We start from the raw sequence: 17,476 nt of genomic DNA, 5'->3' as shown, positions 1-17,476 counted from the left end.
ACCATCAACCCGGCTCGTGACCGCTGAAGTCAGCACCACACGTTCACAGTCGGTGGATCAGGGCTCAGGCGATCCCCGAGGGATCGCATGGCGTCGGCATCTGGCCGGTCGGCATCGCGACCGTGATCCTCATGCTCGCGCCGGGACCGCGGACGCCGGTCCTCGTCGGCGTGATCGGCGCGATCGCCGTCGGCACGATCTGGCTGGGTGGCCGACCGGTCGGTGTCGCGCTCGGCCTCGGCGTGGGCATCGCGCTGGAGGTGTGGGTGACCTGGCGGATCCTCGCCGAGGGCCGCCGGGAGCGGGCGCCGCTGCGCACCAGCGTCGACCTGGCCCGCTTCCTTGCCGCGGTGGCGTGCGGCGCTCTCGTGGTCTCCGCCGCGGCGGCGCTCACCAGCCTCGCGACCGGCTGGGGCCGGCCGGGCCTGCTGGCGCTGTCGATCGGGGCGTCGAGCCTGGTCGCCCAGCTGGCCCTCGTCCCGCTGTTCTGCAGGGTCCGCAACCACGCGCCGATGGCCGGGCCGGCCGAGCGGCTCGCGCAGTGGGTGCTGATCGTCGGGGTCACCCCAATCGTCTTCCTGCCCGAGTCGTTCCCGTCGGTGGTGTTCGTCGTCATCCCGGTGCTCGTCTGGGGCGCGCTGCGCAACAGCCCGTACGAGTCGATGGCGCAGGTGATCGCGGTGCTCGCCTTCGCGATCCCGATGACGACGTGGAGCTACGGGCCGTTCGCGAACGCCGGCCCGACCTTCGAGATCACCAGCGACGTGCAGGGGATCCTGCTGTCCGCGTTCGGCACGGTCTGCGCGCTGGTGACGCTGCCGCTGATGCTGACCGTCGGGGAGCAGCTCGAGAACGCGCGGCAGGCCTCGGCCGAGCGCGACAGAGTGCAGAACATCGTCAACGGTGCGGCCGGCGTCGCGATCATCGGCACCGACGCGCTGGGCCGGATCACGCTGTTCAACCCCGGCGCCGAACGGCTGCTGGGCTACACCGCCGAGGAGATGCTCGGCGCCACCACCCGGCGGCTGCACAGCGAGCAGTCGGTGTCGGAGAAGGCCCGCGAGCTCGGCGTACCCGACGAGTTCGGGGCGGTGGCCGCCGCGCTCCTCGGGGCCGGCGCGGTCGACATGAAGTTCGTGCGCAAGGACGGCGAGGAGCGCGACCACTCGATGTCGCTGGACCGCATCGAGGACGACCGCGGCGAGCTGATCGGGTACGTCAGCACCTCGGAGGACATCACCGAGCGGATCGAGGCCGAGCGCCGGCTGGTCGAGGCGCTCGCCACCGAGCGGCAGGCGGTCGAGCGGCTACGCGAGGTCGACCAGGTCAAGGACGCGTTCGTGTCGAGCGTCAGCCACGAGCTGCGCACGCCGATCACCAGCATCCTCGGCTACACCGAGATGCTGGAGGAGGGCGCCTACGGGCCGCTCGCAGCCGAGCAGCTCGACGCCGTACGCCGCCTCGGCGCCAACAGCAGCCGGCTGCTCTCGCTCATCGACGACCTGCTCACGCTGTCGCGGGTGCAGGAGGACGGTCTCGGGTTCGCGAACCGCGTGGTCGACCTGCGCAAGATCGTCGCCGCCGGCACGACCGTGGTCGCGCCGACCCTCGAGCAGCGCGAGCTCGAGCTCACCGTGGACCTGCCCGACGAGCCGATCCCGTTCCTCGGCGACCGCGACATGCTCGAGCGGGTCGTCATCAACCTGGTCGGCAACGCCGTGAAGTTCACGCCCGAGGGTGGCCGGGTCGGCGTCACGCTCGCGACCGAGTCGGACGACGCCGTGCTGACCGTCTCCGACACCGGCATCGGCATCCCGCGCGAGGAGCAGGAGCGGCTCTTCAGCCGGTTCTTCCGCTCCTCCCTCGCCCAGCAGCAGGCGATCCCCGGCAGCGGCCTGGGCCTCTCCATCGCGCACGCGATCGTCGAGCAGCACGGCGGCTCGATGTCGGTCGAGTCCGCGCTGGGGGAGGGCACGACGTTCCGCGTGCGGCTGCCGCTGCTGACGGCTGGCTGAGGGGTGGGTGACGGCTGGCGGGATCCCCGGCCGACCGGGGATCCCTGACGTTGTCAGGGGTTGCAACGCCCGACAACGTCAGGGACTGGCCGACAAGCACGGCACGGCTCCGATGAGTTAGGGTCGCCTGACATGGCCCGGATCCACCGCGACGCGTACGGCGTGCCGCATGTCCGGGCTACCTCGCTCTCCGACCTCGCCCACGGCCAGGGCGAGGTGACCGCGGGCGACCGGGCCTGGCAGCTGGAGTTCCTCCGCCGCCGCGCGACCGGCACCACCGCCGAGCTGTTCGGGGTGGCCGCGCTCCCGTGGGACCGGCTCGCCTGCCGTACCCGCATCGCCGAGACGGCCCGCCGCGCCCACGCCCGGCTGCGGCCGGAGACGCAGGCGTTCGTCGCGGCGTACGTCGCCGGGGTCAACGACGGACTGCACAGCGACGGTCCCGAGTTCGAGCGCACCGCGGCGAAGGCGGGGGAGTGGGAGCCGTGGACGCCGCTGGCGGTGTTCCTCGCGCAGCACCTGCTGTTCGCGAGCCTGCCCGGCAAGCTCTGGAACTCCCGTGCCCGCGAGGTGCTCGGCGAGGGCGCGCGGCTGCTCTCGCGCGAGGGCCCGACGGCCGGCGGCAGCAACGCCTGGGCGGTCGGCGGCGACCGCGCCGCGTCCGGCTTCCCGTTGATCGGCGGCGATCCGCACCGGATGATCGAGTCGCCCGGCGTCTACCAGCAGGTCCGGCTGTCCTGCGCCGACTTCGACGTGGTCGGCCTCGCCTTCCCGGGCGTGCCGGGCGTGCAGCACTTCGCGCACGCGGGCGACGTCGCCTGGGCGATCACCAATGCGATGGCCGACTACCAGGACGTGTACGCCGAGCGGCTGCGCCGTACGCCCGACGGCGTCGAGACGCTGGGGCCCGACGGCTGGGAGCCGGCTGCCGCGCACACCGAGACGGTGGCGGTCGCGGGCGACCCCGACGAGCAGGTCGAGGTCGTGGTGACCGCGCGCGGCCCGGTGTTCGCCGGATCGGCCGACGAGGGCCGCGGGCTCAGCCTGCGCGCGGCGTCGGCAGTCCTCGAGGATCTGGGCTTCGACGCGATCCTCCCGCTGCTGCACGCGCGCTCGGCCGCCGAGGTGATGGCCGCGCTCGACGACTGGGTCGAGCCGGTCAACAACGTCGTCGCGGCCGACCGCGACGGCGAGGTCCGCTACCGGGTCGCCGGCCGCATCCCGGTCCGCGCCGAGGCCAACCGCACGGGCGTCGTCGACGCCGCCGACCCGGACGCCGCGTGGACCGGGTGGCTGGCGGACCTGCCGGCGCACGGGGTACCGCCCGACGGCCAGGTCGTCACCGCGAACGAGCGCCGCGGCCCGGAGAGCGCCGCGATCGGCGCCGGCTTCGCGCCCCCGCACCGCGCGGCCCGCATCCACCAACTGCTCGACGGCCGCGACGACCTGACCACCGAGGACTTCCGCGCGATCCACGACGACGCACTGCTGCTGTCGGTGCCGCTGTTCCAGGAGTTCCTGCGCGGCGTCGAGCCCGGCCCGGACGGCGCGGTCGTCCGCGACGCCATCCTCGGCTGGGACGGCCGCATGGGGGCCACGTCGTACGGCGCCGCCGCGTTCGCCGCCTGGCGCTCGGCGTTCACGCTGCGGATCGCCGCCGAGCCGGTGCTCGCGCCGCTGGCCGAGCCGATCGTCGACGACCCGGTGCTGCGGCCGTGGCTCGACGTGGCGACCCGCGTCGGTGGTGCCCTGGAGTCGCTGATCGACGCAATTGCGCCGTTTGGGCTGGACCTCCCGGCGCTCGCGCGCGCGGCGCTCGACGACGCCGCCGGGCATTCCGCGACCTGGGGTGCCACCCACGTGGTGACGCCGCTGCACGCGTTCGACGTGGCGGCGACCGGGCTGGAGCCGCCGCCGGTGCCGCCGCTGCCGGTCTCCGGCGACATCGACTGCGTGCGCTGCACGGGGTCGGTGCCCGGCCTGACCGACGCCTGCTGGCGCGGCGCGGTGGCCCGCTACGTCTGGGACCTCGCCGACCGCGGGGCCGGCGGATGGGTGGTCCCGCTCGGGGCCGCCGGCGACGCCCGCGACCCGCACCACCTCGACCAGCTGCCGCTCTGGGTGGCCGGAGAGCTCGCGCCGCTCGTCACCGACTGGGACCGTCTCCCGGAGGACTCGTGAAGCTCGACCCGCGCGGGTTCACGGGCGGGTGGTCGAGGACCGTGCTCGCTTCTGGATGATGGGCGACCACGCCGTCGAGGAGGTGCGCGAGGTCCACACCTGGATCGACGAGCAGCCGACCCACCACGCCTGGCTGGTGCGCCGCAACGCCGAGGCGGTCGCACTGGTCGAGTGGATCGGCTTCGAGCTCGGCCCGCCCAGCTCGCCTTCCCGACCCGCGAGAGCTACGAGAGCGCCTTCTCGAACCACGCCTCCGCGTAGGGGTTGTCGTTGTACCGCTCGATCGGGGCGTAGCCGGCCCGGCCGTACATCTCGATCGCCTCGGTCAGCGTGCCGTTGGTGTCGAGCACGACCCGGGTGTGGCCGAGCCGCCGGGCGAGCGCCTCGAGCTCGCGCAGCATCCGCGACCCGAGCCCGGCGCCGCGCCACGCGTCGTCGACCCACATCCGCTTGATCTCCCCGGTTCCGGCTGCCAGCAGCCGAACCCCGCCGTACGCCACCGGCGCGCCGCCGCTGGTCGCCAGCAGGAACCGGCCCTCGTGGTCCGGCTCGCCCGGGTCGAACCCGTGCGGGAACCGCCGGTCCAGCTCGGCGAAGTAGCGTCCGGCCGCCGCGCGCGCGACGTCCTCGGTGGGGTCGACCTCGCGCAGCGAGATCGTCGCGGCGCGGACCAGCAGGTCGGCGGTGCCGAGCGCCTCGGTCAGCCGGGCGCGCTGCCGCTCGGTCAGGGGCGCGACCAGGCGGGCCGCGAGCTCCTCCGAGCGGTCGTCGAGCTCGCGCCACGCGCGCTCGCCGGCCGCGGTCAGCGTCGCGAGGCGGCGCCGCCGGTCTGCCGGGTCGGGGCGGACGTCGGCGAGCCCGTCGTCGGCCAGCCGGCGCAGCATCCGGGCGACGTAGCCGGAGTCGAGCTCGAGCCGGTCGCGCAGGTCGCGGACGGTCGCGCCGCCCGGCCCGATCTCGAAGAGCAGCCGGGAGACGTTGAGGGGCCGGCCGGTGCCCAGGAACGACTCGTCGAGGGCGCCGATCCGCTGGGTGTAGGTGCGGTTGAACCGGCGCAGGGTCGCCGTGTGCGGGTCCGGTGCCATTCTCTGACTATAGTCAGATTATTTTGCCGCGGAACCTTCGGCCGCGCCCGCCGTTGGGTGGGTGTGCAGGACGGGGTGGCGGGCCGCGAGGCGGCGCTGATCTCGGCGGTCGCGTGCGCCGTCACCCTGCTGGCGTTCGCCGAGGGCGGGTCGCCCGCGACGGCGGCGATCCTCGCGATCGCAGCCGCCCACGCCGTCCATGCGGTGGTGCTCGCCGTCGTGCCGCCGATGCCGCCCCGCGGCGTGGTGGCCGCCGGGCTGGTGTTGTTCACGCTGCTCGGCGCGACGGCCTGGGTGTTCGACGGCTACGCGTCCGGCGTCGGCCCGCTCTACGTGCTGGTCTTCGCCTGGATCGGGCTGCACGCTCGGCGCCGCCGCCTCTACGTCATCGTGCCGTGGGCGGTGGTGACCTACGCCGGAGCCCTGGTGCTCGCCGACGCCCGCTGGCGCCAGGTCCTCTCGACGCTGGTGCTGATCCCGATCGCGACCGTCGTCTGCCTGCTGATCGCCAACCGGGTCCGCGCCCAGCGCCGGCTCCGTCAGGAGATCGAGGCGCGGGAGCGCTGGCGCGGGGCGCTGATGGCGACCCTCGCCCACGACGTCCGCTCGCCGCTGTCGACGGTCATCGGCACGCTGGAGATCCTCGAGGACGACACCGCGCTGGACGGGCGGTACCAGCCGCTCCTCGCCGGCGCCACCCGGCAGACCCGGCGGGTGCTGAGTCTCGCCACCGGCCTGCTCGAGGTGGAGCGCGTCGAGCACGGCTCGCTGGTCCTGGACCGCACCGACGTCTGCCTGGCGGCGGTCGCGGCGAACGTCGCCGCGCTCACCCAGCCCGACGCCGTCCGGGTCGACATCGCGCCCGATCTGGTCGTGCGCGGCGACGCCGAGCGGCTCGAGCAGGTGCTGTTCAACCTCGTCAACAACGCCCTGCGCCACGGCCGCCCGCCGGTCGTGATCGGCGCGGTCAGGACCCCGGAGGGCGTCGACGTGTCGGTCGAGGACCACGGCGACGGCGTACCCGAGGCCGACGTCCCGAACCTCTTCGACCGCTTCTCCACCGCCGACCGGTCCCCGCAGTCGGTCGGCCTGGGCCTCTGGATCGTGCGCACGCTCGTCGAGGCGCACGGCGGCGAGGTCTGGTACGACGCCCCGCGCGGTGGCGCTCGCTTCGTGGTCCGGTTGCCGGCGTAGTCCCGGGCCCGACGCGCGGGACGACACGAAGGGTCGCCGTCGTACCGACGGCGACCCTTCACGGTTGGGGTGAGTAACGGGACTCGAACCCGCGACATCTGCGACCACAACGCAGCGCTCTACCAGCTGAGCTATACCCACCAGGCGGTCCGGACCGGGGTCGGGGACCGACGACGAGTGTAGGGGAGTCAGCCCCGATCCGCGGAATCGGACTCGGCGGTCAGACCGGTCAGCGAGCCGCCGTGCCGGAGCGCGATCGCGCGGGCGGCCTCGCTGTCCGGGCCGGGGGAGGGGGCGAAGACGGCCTCGCGGTAGTAGCGCAGCTCCTCGATGCTCTCCTGGATGTCGGCGAGGGCACGGTGGTTGCCGCGCTTGGCGGGCGCCTGGAAGTAGGCGCGGGGGAACCAGCGCCGCGACAGCTCCTTGATCGAGGAGACGTCGACGATCCGGTAGTGCAGGAACGTCTCGAGGCTCGGCATGTCGCGCGCCAGGAACGCCCGGTCGGTCGCCACCGTGTTGCCGGCCAGCGGCGGGCGGCTGCCGTCGGGACAGTGCTCCTTGACGTAGGAGAGCACCTGCGCCTCGGCCTCGTCGAGGGAGATGCCGGAGTCCAGCTCGCGCAGCAGCCCCGAGGTCTGGTGCATCTCGCGGACGAGGTCGATCATCTGCTCGAGCGCCTCGGCCGGCGGCTTGACGACCAGGTCGACGCCGTCGCCGAGCACGTTCAGGTCGAAGTCGGTGACCAGGGCCGCGACCTCGATGAGCGCATCTGCGCCGAGGTCGAGCCCGGTCATCTCGCAGTCGATCCAGACGAGTCGATCGTTCACGCGTGTCACCTTAGTCCCGGTGGCATGGGACCTTGGTCTCGGTCGCGGCGTGGGCTCAGCGCCTAGGGTCGGGGGCGTGAAGGAGTGGGCCGGTCTCGCCGCGCGCCTCGTGGCGGGTGGCGTGTGGATGTACGCCGGGACCGCGAAGCTGCTCGACCCGGCGCAGTCGGTGTCCGCCGTACGCGCCTATCAGCTGCTGCCGGGCTCGCTCGTCCAGCCGGTGGGCCAGCTGCTGCCGGTGATCGAGGTGGTCGTCGGCGCGATGCTGGTCCTGGGCCTGCTCACCCGGGGCGCGGCGGTGCTCTCGGCGGTGCTCTTCGCGCTGTTCATCGTCGGCATCGCCTCGGTCTGGGCCCGCGGCATCTCCATCGACTGCGGCTGCTTCGGCGGCGGGGGCTACGACCCCGACGCGGCGTCGGAGTACCCGTGGGAGATCGCCCGCGACGCCGTACTGCTGCTGCTCTCCCTGCTCCTCGTCCGGCTCCCCGCCACGAGGCTGTCCCTGGATGCCCGGCTCTTCGGGCGTCCCGTACCCGAAGGACCGTGATGTCGAAGAGGAACCGCGAGACCGGCCGCACCGCCCGCGCCGCCGCCGCCATCGAGGAGCAGCAGCGACAGGAGAGCCGGCGCCGCAACCGGATGATCGGCACCGTCGTCCTCGCGGTGGTGCTGATCGTGGTCCTCGGATTCGCCCTCTCTCGCGCCCTCGACACCACGACCGACGTGTCGGCCCCGGCCGCGGGCAGCGACTTCGGGCTCACCATCGGGCCGGGGGACGCCCCGCGCGAGGTCGTCGTCTACGAGGACTACCTCTGCCCGTTCTGCGGTCAGTTCGAGGCCGCGACCCGCGACGACCTCGAGCAGCTGGCCGCCGACGGCAAGGTGCGGGTGGAGTACCGCCCGTTCAACCTGCTGGGCAGGATCAGCGACTACTCCGAGCGATCCGCCGGCGCCTTCTCGATCGTGCTGGAGAAGTCCGGCGCGGACGTCGCCAAGAAGTTCCACGACCTGCTGTTCGAGAACCAGCCGAGCGAGTCCGGCCCGTTCCCCTCCAACTCCGAGCTGGTCGACCTGGCCGTCGAGGCGGGCGCGCAGGAGTCCGCCGTCCGGGATGCGATCGAGAACGGGGACGGCAAGCAGTGGGTGGCCGACGCGACCCAGGCGGCCGAGGACGCCGGCGTGCGGGGCACTCCGACGATCCTGCTCGACGGCAAGGTCTTCCAGGACGGCCAGACCATGGACGAGATCGCCCAGAACCTCATCGACGGGCTCCGGTGACACACTTCGGGGCGTGAGCGCTCCGCATCCCCTTGGCCACCCCCTTGGCCACCGTCTTGGCGACTTCGTCGCCGGCCTGCCCAAGGCCGAGCTGCACGTGCACCACGTCGGGTCCGCCTCGCCGCGGATCGTGTCCGAGCTGGCCGAGCGCCACCCGGGCACGGTGCCGAGCGACCCCGACGAGCTGCGCCGGTTCTTCGAGTTCCGCGACTTCGCGCACTTCATCGAGGTCTACCTCGCGGTCGTCGACCTGGTCCGTACGCCGGACGACATCCGCTACCTGACCCACGAGATCGGGCGGGAGATGGCGACCGGACAGGGGCTGCGGTACGCCGAGCTCACCTGCACGCCGTACACCTCGGTGTGGCCGGACGCCGGCCAGGCGGACGGCCGGGGCATGCCGGTCGAGGCCTACACCGAGGCGATCGAGGACGCCCGGGTCGCGGTCGAGCGCGACTTCGGCCTGGTGCTGCGGTGGATCTACGACATCCCCGGCGAGTTCGGCGTCCCGTCGGCCGACGCGACCCTCGACTTCGCGCTGAACCACCGCACCGACGCGCTGGTCGGGTTCGGGCTGGGCGGTCCGGAGATCGGCGTGGCCCGGGCGCAGTTCCGGCCGCACTTCGAGGCGGCCCTCGCCGCGGGTCTGCACAGCGTGCCGCACGCCGGCGAGACCACCGGCCCGGAGACGGTCTGGGACTCGCTGCGCCTGCTCGGCGCCGAGCGGATCGGCCACGGCACGTCTTCCGCGCGGGACCCGGAGCTGCTCGCCCACCTCGCGGCGCACGGCATCCCGCTGGAGGTGTGCCCGTCCTCGAACATCGCGACGCGCGCCGTACCGACGCTGGAGGAGCACCCGATCCGGGCGTTCCGCGACGCCGGTGTCACGGTCACGGTGAACTCCGACGACCCGCCGATGTTCAACACCTCGCTCAACCGGGAGTACGAGATCGCCGCCGACCTGCTCGGCCTCGACGAGGCGGGCGCGGCAGAGCTGGCTCGGACCGCGGTGCGGGCCTCCTTCGCACAGGAGGACGTGAAGTCGCGGATCCTGGGCGAGATCGACGCGTACGCCGCCGGGGAGCAATAGGCCCCGCGAGCTCATACCAAGCGGGGCCACCTCTTTTGTATCCCGATCCGGTCCGGAAACTCCGCATTGGCGCGCGTGTCGAGCACATCGCACCTAAGGTTGCCGGCATGACCAGCCCGATCCGAGTGGCGGTCGTCAACGACTACGAGATCGTGGTCGCGGGCGTCGCGGCGATGCTCGCGCCGCACCACGAGCGGGTGAACGTCGTCGAGCTCGACTCCGGGCTGCCGGTGCTCAGTGACGTCGACGTGATCCTCTACGACACGTTCAGCCAGATCCAGGGCGACGGCGTCGACCTCGAGGACCTGGTCCGCGGCAGCGACGCCCGGGTCGTCATCTTCAGCTGGAACCTCCAGGACGCGGTGATCCGCAAGGCGATCAGCCGCGGCGCCTCCGGCTATCTGTCCAAGGGCCTGTCCGCCGAGGAGATCGTGACCTCGATCGAGGCCGTGCACGGCGGCGAGACGGTCGCACCGCGCGGGTCCGGCGCCGTCGACCGCCCCGACGCGGGGGACTGGCCCGGCCGCGAGCACGGGCTGAGCGCCCGGGAGTCCGAGGTGCTCGCGCTGATCACCCAGGGGCTGAGCAACCAGGAGATCGCGGAGCGGACCTTCCTGTCGATCAACTCGGTCAAGACCTACATCCGCACGGCGTACCGGAAGATCGGCGTCGTCCGTCGCTCGCAGGCCGTCGGCTGGGGGATGCGGCACGGCTTCGAGCCGGACCGGATGCGCAGCATCGACACCTCGTCGCGCTGAGTGATGCCGGGAGCCATGCCGGGAGTCATGCCGGGAGTCATGCCGGGAGTCATGCCGGGAGCCATGCCGGGAGCCATGCCGGGAGCCATGCCGGGAGCCATGCCGCCCTGTCGTGGGGTACCGGGCCGGCCTGACCGAACCGCGGATCCAGAGGGTCGAGAAGCTATCCGAGGCGACCGCGGACGTCGGGGTCGTGTGCCTGACAACGCGCCGTAGCCCGGTCTCGGGCACACGACCCACACGGGGGCGCCCCCGCCAGGACTCGAACCTGGGACCGTCGGATTAGAAGGCCGATGCTCTATCCAGCTGAGCTACGGAGGCCGAGGCGGTCTGGCCGCCCGGGTCAGTATGGCCTACGGCCGGCGCCGCTGCTCAGCGCCGGTGTGCGTCCATCCACGCCTCGACGTCGGCGGAGGTGCGGGGGAGGGCGGCGGAGAGGTTCTCCCGGCCGTCGGCGGTGACGAGGACGTCGTCCTCGATCCGGATGCCGATGCCGCGCAGCTCCTCGGGGACGAGCAGGTCGTCCTCCTGGAAGTACAGGCCCGGCTCGACCGTCAGCACCATGCCCTCGGCGAGGGTGCCGTCGGTGTAGGCCTCGGTCGAGGCGCGGCCGCAGTCGTGCACGTCCATGCCGAGCATGTGGCTGGTGCCGTGCAGGGTCCACCGGGCGTAGACCCGGCTCTCGGGGTCGAGCGCCTCCTCGACCGGCACCGGCAGCAGCCCGAGGTCGGCGAGCGCGTGGGCGAGCACGTCCATGGCGGCGTGGTGCGCGGCCTTGAAGGGTACGCCGGGGCGGACCGCCTCGATGCCGGCCTGCTGGGCGGCGTACACGATGTCGTAGAGCTCGCGCTGGAGCGGGGTGAAGCGGCCGTCGACCGGAAGCGTGCGGGTGACGTCGGCGGTGTAGAGCGAGCGGTTCTCGACGCCCATGTCGAGCAGCACCAGCTCGCCCGGCGTGATCGGGCCGGTGTTGTCGATCCAGTGCAGCGTCGTGGCGTGCGCGCCGCCGCCGACGATCGAGTCGTAGCCGATGTCGTTGCCCATCGCCCGGGCGCGGCGGAAGAACGTGCCCTCGATCCAGCGCTCGCCGAACTCCAGCACCCGGTCCCACTCGCGGACGGAGTCCTCGAAGCCGAGCGTGGTGATGTCGCAGGCATCCCGCAGCTGCGCCACCTCCCACGCGTCCTTGACCAGCCGCAGCTCGGAGGCGACCCGGGCCAGGTCGTCGTCGGTGGTGAGGTCGCGGGTCTTGCGGTCGTCGTCGAACGACGGGAGGTCCTCGAGGTGGCGCACCTCGAGGCCGAGCGAGTCCGACATCTCCCTCAGCGACGGGCGGCGGCCGGCCCACAGCTCGCCGTACTGCCGGTCGCGGAAGAACTCGTCGTCCTCCCGCGAGGAGCGCGGTCGCGCGTAGAGGACGGCGTCGCCGTCCTCGACCACGAGCACCGCGTCGCTGGTCTGGTTGCCGGAGAAGTAGGTGTGGGCGGTGTCCGGGCGGAACCGGTAGGCGGTGTCGTTGGCGCGCACCTGGTAGGTGCCCGCGGGCAGCACCAGCCGCTCGCCCGGGAACGCCTCGGCGAGCGTGGTACGCCGGGCGGCGGCCCGCTCCGCCACGGGCTGCACCGGCAGCTCGAGCTCCCGGTCGCCCCAGCCCTCGCGCATGAAGGCGGCGTACGCCTCGGGCACGGCGGGGTCGTGGCTCTCGGTGTTCTCCCGGTTCTCCTGCCCGGTGTTCTCCTGCTCGCTCACCCGCCCACTGTACGCCGCGCGTCCGGGCCGGGCCGGCGCCCCGGATAGGCTGCCGCCCATGCCCAGTCCGCGCCGCGACAGCGTCGTCTTCACGGTCGTGGTGACCGTGCTGGTGAGCCTCGGCGCGCTCGCGATCCTCGCCGTGCTGGCGCTCTCGGGCGCGCCGCGGTCGCTGCTGCTGGCGACCGTGCTGGCCGCCGTACCCGTGGGGCCGCTGGTGGGCTGCTACCTGTGGCTGGACCGCTACGAGCCCGAGCCGCGCTCGCTGCTCGCCTCCGGGCTGCTGTGGGGCGGCTTCGTCGCGACCGCCGCGGCGATCCTCATCCAGGGCGTCGGCGGCTTCGTGCTCGCGTTCTCCGCCCGGCAGAGCCTCGGGATCGTCGCGCCGGTGACCGAGGAGGCGAGCAAGGGGCTCTTCCTGCTGCTGCTCCTGTGGTGGCGGCGGGCCGAGCTCGACGGCGTGCTCGACGGGATCGTCTACGCCGGCATGGTCGGCATCGGCTTCGCGTTCACCGAGAACATCCTCTACCTCGCCGCCGCCTACAACGGCACCGACGGCACCGCACCCGGCGGGGCCGAGGCGCTCACGGCGACGTTCGTCGTGCGCTGCCTGATCAGCCCGTTCGCGCACCCGCTGTTCACGACGTTCACCGGCATCGGCGTCGGGCTCGCCGTCAACGCCCGCACCGGCACCGCCCGACTGCTCTGGCCGCTGGGCGGGTACGTCCTGGCCGTGATCGCCCACGCGATCTGGAACACCTCGACCGGCTACGGCTTCGACAACTTCGTCCTGGTCTACGTCGTGCTGATGGCGCCGGCCTTCCTCACGCTCGCCGGTCTCGCGGTGTGGGTGCGCAGCAGCGAGCGGCGGATGCTGGCCGCCGCGCTGTCCGACGCCGCTCGGCGCGGGCTGATGCCGGCCACCGACATCGGGTGGGTCGTCGACCTCGGCGCCCGGCGCCGCAGCCGGGCCTACGCCCGGGCCCGGGGCGGTCGCGCGGCGGAGCGCACCATGCGCGACTACCAGCAGGCGGCGATCGAGCTCGGGTTCCTGCACTACCGTCTGCTGCGCGGTACGCCGCCGCCCGACTACGCGGCACGCGGCCGGCAGTTCCTCGAGCGCATCGACGCCCTCCGGCCGTCGATCGCCTTCCCCGGACAGGTGGTGCCCACCCGATGACTCACCCCACGACGTCGCAGGGACCCCGATGAGCGTGTCCCGCGACCAGAGCGCCCGGATGCTCACCGCCCTGGTGCAGCTCCACGGCGCCCTGCAGGCCGCCGGGCTCCCGCTGGACGGGGACGGCGTCGACGGCGTACGCGCCTCGCGTCGGCAGATGATCGACCAGCTCGAGGACTACGCGATCCCGCGGCAGACGAGCGTCGACGCGCCGCTGCTGGTCGTCGTCGGCGGCTCGACCGGCGCCGGCAAGTCGACGCTGGTCAACTCGCTGGTCGGCCACCGCGTCACGGCGTCCGGCCTGCTCCGTCCGACCACCCGGTCGCCCGTGCTCGTGCACCACCCGGACGACGCGCAGTGGTTCGGCCGCGAGCGGCTGCTGCCCGACCTGGTCCGCGTCGACCACGGCACCGACGACCAGGACTCCCTCCAGCTCGTCGCGTCCGAGAGCGTGCCCACGGGCCTCGCCCTCCTCGACGCGCCCGACGTCGACTCCGTCGAGGAGCGCAATCGCGCCCTCGCCGGCCAGCTGCTCGCCGCGGCCGACCTGTGGCTGTTCGTCACCTCGGCCGCCCGCTACTCCGACCAGGTCCCGTGGGAGCACCTGCGCTCCGCCGCCGACCGCGGTGCCGCGGTCGCGGTGGTCCTCGACCGGACGCCGGCCAACTCCGCCCAGACCGTCGCCGCCCACCTCGCCCGGATGCTCGCCAGCCGCGGGCTCAAGGACTCCCCGCTGTTCACCGTCGACGAGTCGCCGATCTCGGAGGAGGGGCTCCTCGCACCGGTCGTGGTCGCCGACATCCGGTCGTGGCTCAAGGCGCTGGCCGCCGACGCCGACGCCCGAGGCGGCGTCGTCCGGCAGACCCTCGACGGAGCCGTGCGCTCCCTCGCCCGTGGCTCGCACCGGATCGCGGACGCGGTCGAGGCCCAGGTCCGGATGACCGACGAGCTGCGCGAGCAGGTGGAGGCGGCGTACGACGCGGGCGCGGCGGCGCTGGTGGCCGAGGCCGCGTCCGGCACCCTCGTGCGCGGCGAGGTGCTGGCCCGCTGGCAGGAGCTGGTCGGCACCGGCGAGCTGCTGCGCAGCCTCGACCAGGGCATGGGCCGGCTCCGCGACCGGGTCGTCAGCGCCGTCCGCGGCACCCCGCAGGCCGCGGATCGCGTGGCGCTCGCGATCGAGGCCGGCGTCGAGTCGGTGGTGCTCGACCACGCCGAGGGCGCCGCCGAGGCCGCCGCGGCCGCGTGGGAGGGCACCGCGGCCGGCCGGGCGCTGCTGGTCGGCCGCTACGAGCTGGTCCGGGCCTCCCACGACCTGCGCCGCCGCGCCGAGGCGGAGGCGCGCTCCTGGCAGCACGAGGTCGTCGAGCTGGTCCGCACCGAGGCCGCGGACAAGCGCGCCAGCGCCCGCTACCTCGCCTACGGCGCGCAGGGACTCGGCGTCGCGCTGATGGTGCTGGCGCTCAGCCGCACCGCCGACGGGGGCGCCGCGACCGCCGCCGCTCCGGGGCGCACCCTGCTCGACGCCGTACTCGGGGCCGAGGCGGTGACCTCGATGGTCGACCGCGCCGGCGCCTCGCTCGACCGCCGGCTGGGCGGGCTGCTGGCCGCCGACCGCCGCCGGTTCCACGAGGTGCTCGACGGCCTCGCCCTCGGCCCGGACGTCGCCCGGCAGCTGCGCGAGGCGAGCCGCCGGGTCGACGACCGCCGGTTCGAGCAGACCCGTGGGGAAGCCGATGCCGCGCCGGAGGACGACAACCCCTAGGCTTGGGCCCTGCCCAGTCCGCGTCGAGGGAGAACATGACGTCCACGCTCGAGGGGGCCAGGAAGCTGGTCACCCGCGGTACCGACATCGGTGCCCGCATCGAGGGCCTCGACGCCGCCACCCAGGCAGCGCGGGGGCGCCTCGACGACGCCCTCGTCGACGACGCGCAGGCGGTCGTCGACCGGGCGACCGGCCGGCTCAAGCTGTCCGCCACGCACACGGTCGTCGGCATCGCCGGCGCCACCGGCTCGGGCAAGTCCTCGACGTTCAACGCGCTGACCGGGCTGGAGCTCTCCGCCGTCGGCGTACGCCGGCCCACCACCTCGTGGGCCTCGGCCTGCGTCTGGGGCACCGACGGCGCCGAGGAGCTGCTGGAGTGGCTCGGCATCCCGCCGCGGCACCAGACCACGCGCGACTCGATGCTCGACACCCGGCGCGACCAGCAGGCGGAGCTCGACGGCGTCGTGCTGCTCGACCTCCCCGACCACGACTCCACCGAGGTCGCCCACCACCTCGAGGTGGACCGGCTCGTCGGCCTCGCCGACCTGCTGGTGTGGGTGCTCGACCCGCAGAAGTACGCCGACGCCGCGATCCACGACCGCTACCTGGCGCCGTCCGCGGGGCACCAGGACGTGCTGATCGTCGTCCTCAACCACGTCGACACGGTGCCCGAGGAGCGGCGCGAGTCGATGCTCGCCGACGTGCGGCGGCTGCTCGACGCCGACGGGCTCGACCGGGTGCCGGTGCTGCCGGTCAGCGCCCGGGAGGGCGCCGGCATCGACGACCTGCGTGCGGAGATCGCCCGCCGCGCGGCCGAGAAGCAGGCGACCCGCGGCCGGATCGACGCCGACGTCCGGGCCGCGGCCGGCCGGCTCGCCGAGGCGGCCGGCGACGCGCCGACCCGGGTGCTCTCCGACGAGCGCGCGGCCGCACTCGACGACGCGTTCGCCGAGGCGGCCGGCGTGCCGGTCCTCGTCGAGGCCGTGGAACGCTCGACCCGGATGCGCGTCGGCCGGGCCGCCGGCTGGCCGATCGCCGTCTGGCTCGGCGGGGTCAAGCCCGACCCGCTCAAGCGCCTCGACCTCGACCTCGGCGCTGCCGGCCGTCAGCTCAGCGGCCGGAGCAGGGGGGCGGTCCCGGAGGGCACCCAGGTGCAGCGCGCCCGGGTCGACACCGAGGTCCGCGCGCTCGCCGACGAGATGTCGCAGGGAATGACCGAGCCCTGGGTCGACGCCGTGCACCGCGCGTCCGTGGCCCACCTCGACGACCTCGGCGACCGGCTCGACGCCGCGCTCGCCGCGGCCGGGGTCCGCGCCGCCCGTACGCCGCTCTGGGCCGGTGCCGTCCGGCTCCTGCAGTGGCTGCTGCTCGCGGCCGCGGTCGCCGGGCTGGTGTGGACCGGCGTGCTCCTCGGATCCGGGAAGCTGTCCGACCCGGACACCCCGCAGGTCGCGGGCGTCGCGCTCGCGCTGGTCCTCCTCGTCGGCGGGCTGGGCCTCGGGATCCTCCTCGGTGTCGTCTCCCGTCTCGGGGTGGCGGGCACCGCCCGCCGACGGGCCGAGAGCGCCGACGAACGGCTGCGCGCGGCGGTCGCCGACGTCTCGCACGAGCTCGTCGTCGCCCCGGTCGAGGCCGAGCTCCAGGCGTACACCGCGGTCCGCACCGGCGTCGAGCGCGCCCGCGCCTGACCCGCTCTTCCTCCACAGAGCCGCCTTCCGGCGGCGTTCTCCCCAGGCCGCGTCCGGACCCCGGCCCGGTGTCGGTGTCCTCGTCGAGCCTCGTAGCGACCACCTGGATCGAGGCAAGGAGACCTCCATGAACGACTGCACCATCACCGTCCGCGGCTGGCTCGGCGCGGACGTCGTGCTGCGCGAGGCCGGCGGCGTGCCGGTGGCGAGCTTCCGGCTCGCGTGCACGCCGCGCAGGTACAACCGCCGCACCGAGTCCTGGTCCGACGGCGAGACCCAGTGGTACACCGTGTCCTGCTGGCGCGCCCTGGCCGACAACTGCGCCCGCTCGCTGCGCCGCGGCGACCCCGTCGTCGTGCACGGCCGACTCCAGCTGCGGCCCTACGTCAACGGCAACGACGTCGAGGTGGTGTCCTCCGAGATCGAGGCCGTCCACGTCGGCCACGACCTGAGCCGCGGCACCAGCGTCTTCACCCGGGCGCCGAAGCCGCAGGAGCAGCAGGAGCCCGCAGGGGAGGAGGCCGCCGCGTGAGGGTCGGCTGCCCGTCGGGTTCCGCTCCGGCCGGGCCGGCCCGGCCGGATCCGTGGCGATCGCCCGCAGTTGGGCCAGCCGCCCGGGCAGGGCCTCGCCGTCGGTCGATCGGCGTGCGAGAGATCAGGAAGCCCGGA

14 protein-coding genes and 2 tRNA genes are annotated in these 17,476 nt (G+C 73.8%); 11 read left to right on the top strand and 5 right to left on the bottom strand.

Going from position 1 to position 17,476, the window contains the following annotated elements:
* Window positions 1-23 precede the first annotated feature (23 nt).
* Complete coding sequence (locus tag ACYVKX_RS13490; RefSeq protein ID WP_460833155.1) at window positions 24-2,015, top strand: ATP-binding protein; 1,992 nt, start codon at window positions 24-26, stop codon at window positions 2,013-2,015.
* Between the two features lie 132 nt (window positions 2,016-2,147).
* Complete coding sequence (locus tag ACYVKX_RS13485) at window positions 2,148-4,196, top strand: penicillin acylase family protein (RefSeq protein ID WP_460833141.1); 2,049 nt, start codon at window positions 2,148-2,150, stop codon at window positions 4,194-4,196.
* 224 nt (window positions 4,197-4,420) lie between these two features.
* On the opposite strand, the gene ACYVKX_RS13480 is transcribed toward ACYVKX_RS13485, so the two are convergent.
* Window positions 4,421-5,281: a bifunctional helix-turn-helix transcriptional regulator/GNAT family N-acetyltransferase gene (locus ACYVKX_RS13480; protein ID WP_460833139.1), complete on the bottom strand. Its 861-nt coding sequence runs from the start codon at window positions 5,279-5,281 to the stop codon at window positions 4,421-4,423.
* A gap of 63 nt (window positions 5,282-5,344) precedes the next feature.
* Between ACYVKX_RS13480 and ACYVKX_RS13475 the strand changes: the two genes are divergently transcribed.
* Entirely contained in the window at window positions 5,345-6,475 is a 1,131-nt protein-coding gene (locus ACYVKX_RS13475; protein ID WP_460833137.1) for a sensor histidine kinase, read from the top strand.
* Between the two features lie 65 nt (window positions 6,476-6,540).
* Here ACYVKX_RS13475 and ACYVKX_RS13470 read toward each other — a convergent pair.
* Window positions 6,541-6,616 (bottom strand) — tRNA-His (locus tag ACYVKX_RS13470).
* A 47-nt stretch (window positions 6,617-6,663) separates the two neighbouring features.
* On the bottom strand, window positions 6,664-7,302 hold the full coding sequence (gene orn, locus ACYVKX_RS13465; RefSeq protein ID WP_460833135.1) for an oligoribonuclease: 639 nt from the start codon (window positions 7,300-7,302) through the stop codon (window positions 6,664-6,666).
* 76 nt (window positions 7,303-7,378) lie between these two features.
* Here orn and ACYVKX_RS13460 point away from each other — a divergent pair, with 76 nt between their 5' ends.
* From ACYVKX_RS13460 to ACYVKX_RS13445, 4 genes are all read left to right on the top strand, one after another.
* On the top strand, window positions 7,379-7,849 hold the full coding sequence (locus tag ACYVKX_RS13460) for a MauE/DoxX family redox-associated membrane protein (protein WP_460833133.1): 471 nt from the start codon (window positions 7,379-7,381) through the stop codon (window positions 7,847-7,849).
* A complete protein-coding gene (locus tag ACYVKX_RS13455; protein ID WP_460833129.1) occupies window positions 7,849-8,580 on the top strand; it encodes a DsbA family protein in 732 nt (243 codons plus the stop codon). Before ACYVKX_RS13460 ends, ACYVKX_RS13455 begins: the two co-directional genes overlap by 1 nt.
* A gap of 13 nt (window positions 8,581-8,593) precedes the next feature.
* A complete protein-coding gene (locus tag ACYVKX_RS13450; RefSeq protein ID WP_460833127.1) occupies window positions 8,594-9,670 on the top strand; it encodes an adenosine deaminase in 1,077 nt (358 codons plus the stop codon).
* 107 nt (window positions 9,671-9,777) lie between these two features.
* Window positions 9,778-10,428, top strand: coding sequence for a response regulator transcription factor (locus tag ACYVKX_RS13445; protein ID WP_460833125.1), 651 nt, complete (start codon window positions 9,778-9,780; stop codon window positions 10,426-10,428).
* Window positions 10,429-10,675: 247 nt separating this feature from the next.
* On the opposite strand, the gene ACYVKX_RS13440 is transcribed toward ACYVKX_RS13445, so the two are convergent.
* Window positions 10,676-10,749, bottom strand: a tRNA-Arg gene (locus tag ACYVKX_RS13440).
* 51 nt (window positions 10,750-10,800) lie between these two features.
* On the bottom strand, window positions 10,801-12,090 hold the full coding sequence (locus ACYVKX_RS13435; protein ID WP_460833152.1) for an aminopeptidase P family protein: 1,290 nt from the start codon (window positions 12,088-12,090) through the stop codon (window positions 10,801-10,803).
* 145 nt (window positions 12,091-12,235) lie between these two features.
* Here ACYVKX_RS13435 and ACYVKX_RS13430 point away from each other — a divergent pair, with 145 nt between their 5' ends.
* The 4 genes from ACYVKX_RS13430 (at window position 12,236) to ACYVKX_RS13415 (ending at window position 17,339) form a co-directional block, all read left to right on the top strand.
* Entirely contained in the window at window positions 12,236-13,357 is a 1,122-nt protein-coding gene (locus ACYVKX_RS13430; RefSeq protein ID WP_460833123.1) for a PrsW family intramembrane metalloprotease, read from the top strand.
* 28 nt (window positions 13,358-13,385) lie between these two features.
* Window positions 13,386-15,119 carry a dynamin family protein gene (locus tag ACYVKX_RS13425; protein WP_460833121.1) on the top strand — a complete coding sequence of 578 codons (1,734 nt, stop codon included), beginning with the start codon at window positions 13,386-13,388 and terminating at the stop codon, window positions 15,117-15,119.
* Between the two features lie 35 nt (window positions 15,120-15,154).
* On the top strand, window positions 15,155-16,807 hold the full coding sequence (locus tag ACYVKX_RS13420; RefSeq protein WP_460833119.1) for a GTPase: 1,653 nt from the start codon (window positions 15,155-15,157) through the stop codon (window positions 16,805-16,807).
* Between the two features lie 127 nt (window positions 16,808-16,934).
* The gene (locus ACYVKX_RS13415; protein ID WP_460833117.1) at window positions 16,935-17,339 is read left to right on the top strand and encodes a single-stranded DNA-binding protein; all 405 of its coding nucleotides are present in this window, start codon (window positions 16,935-16,937) and stop codon (window positions 17,337-17,339) included.
* Window positions 17,340-17,476 lie beyond the last annotated feature (137 nt).

The organism is Nocardioides hungaricus (assembly GCF_054782915.1).
The sequence above is the reverse complement of the archived record's forward strand: the minus strand, read 5'-3'. Positions and strand labels throughout refer to the sequence as shown.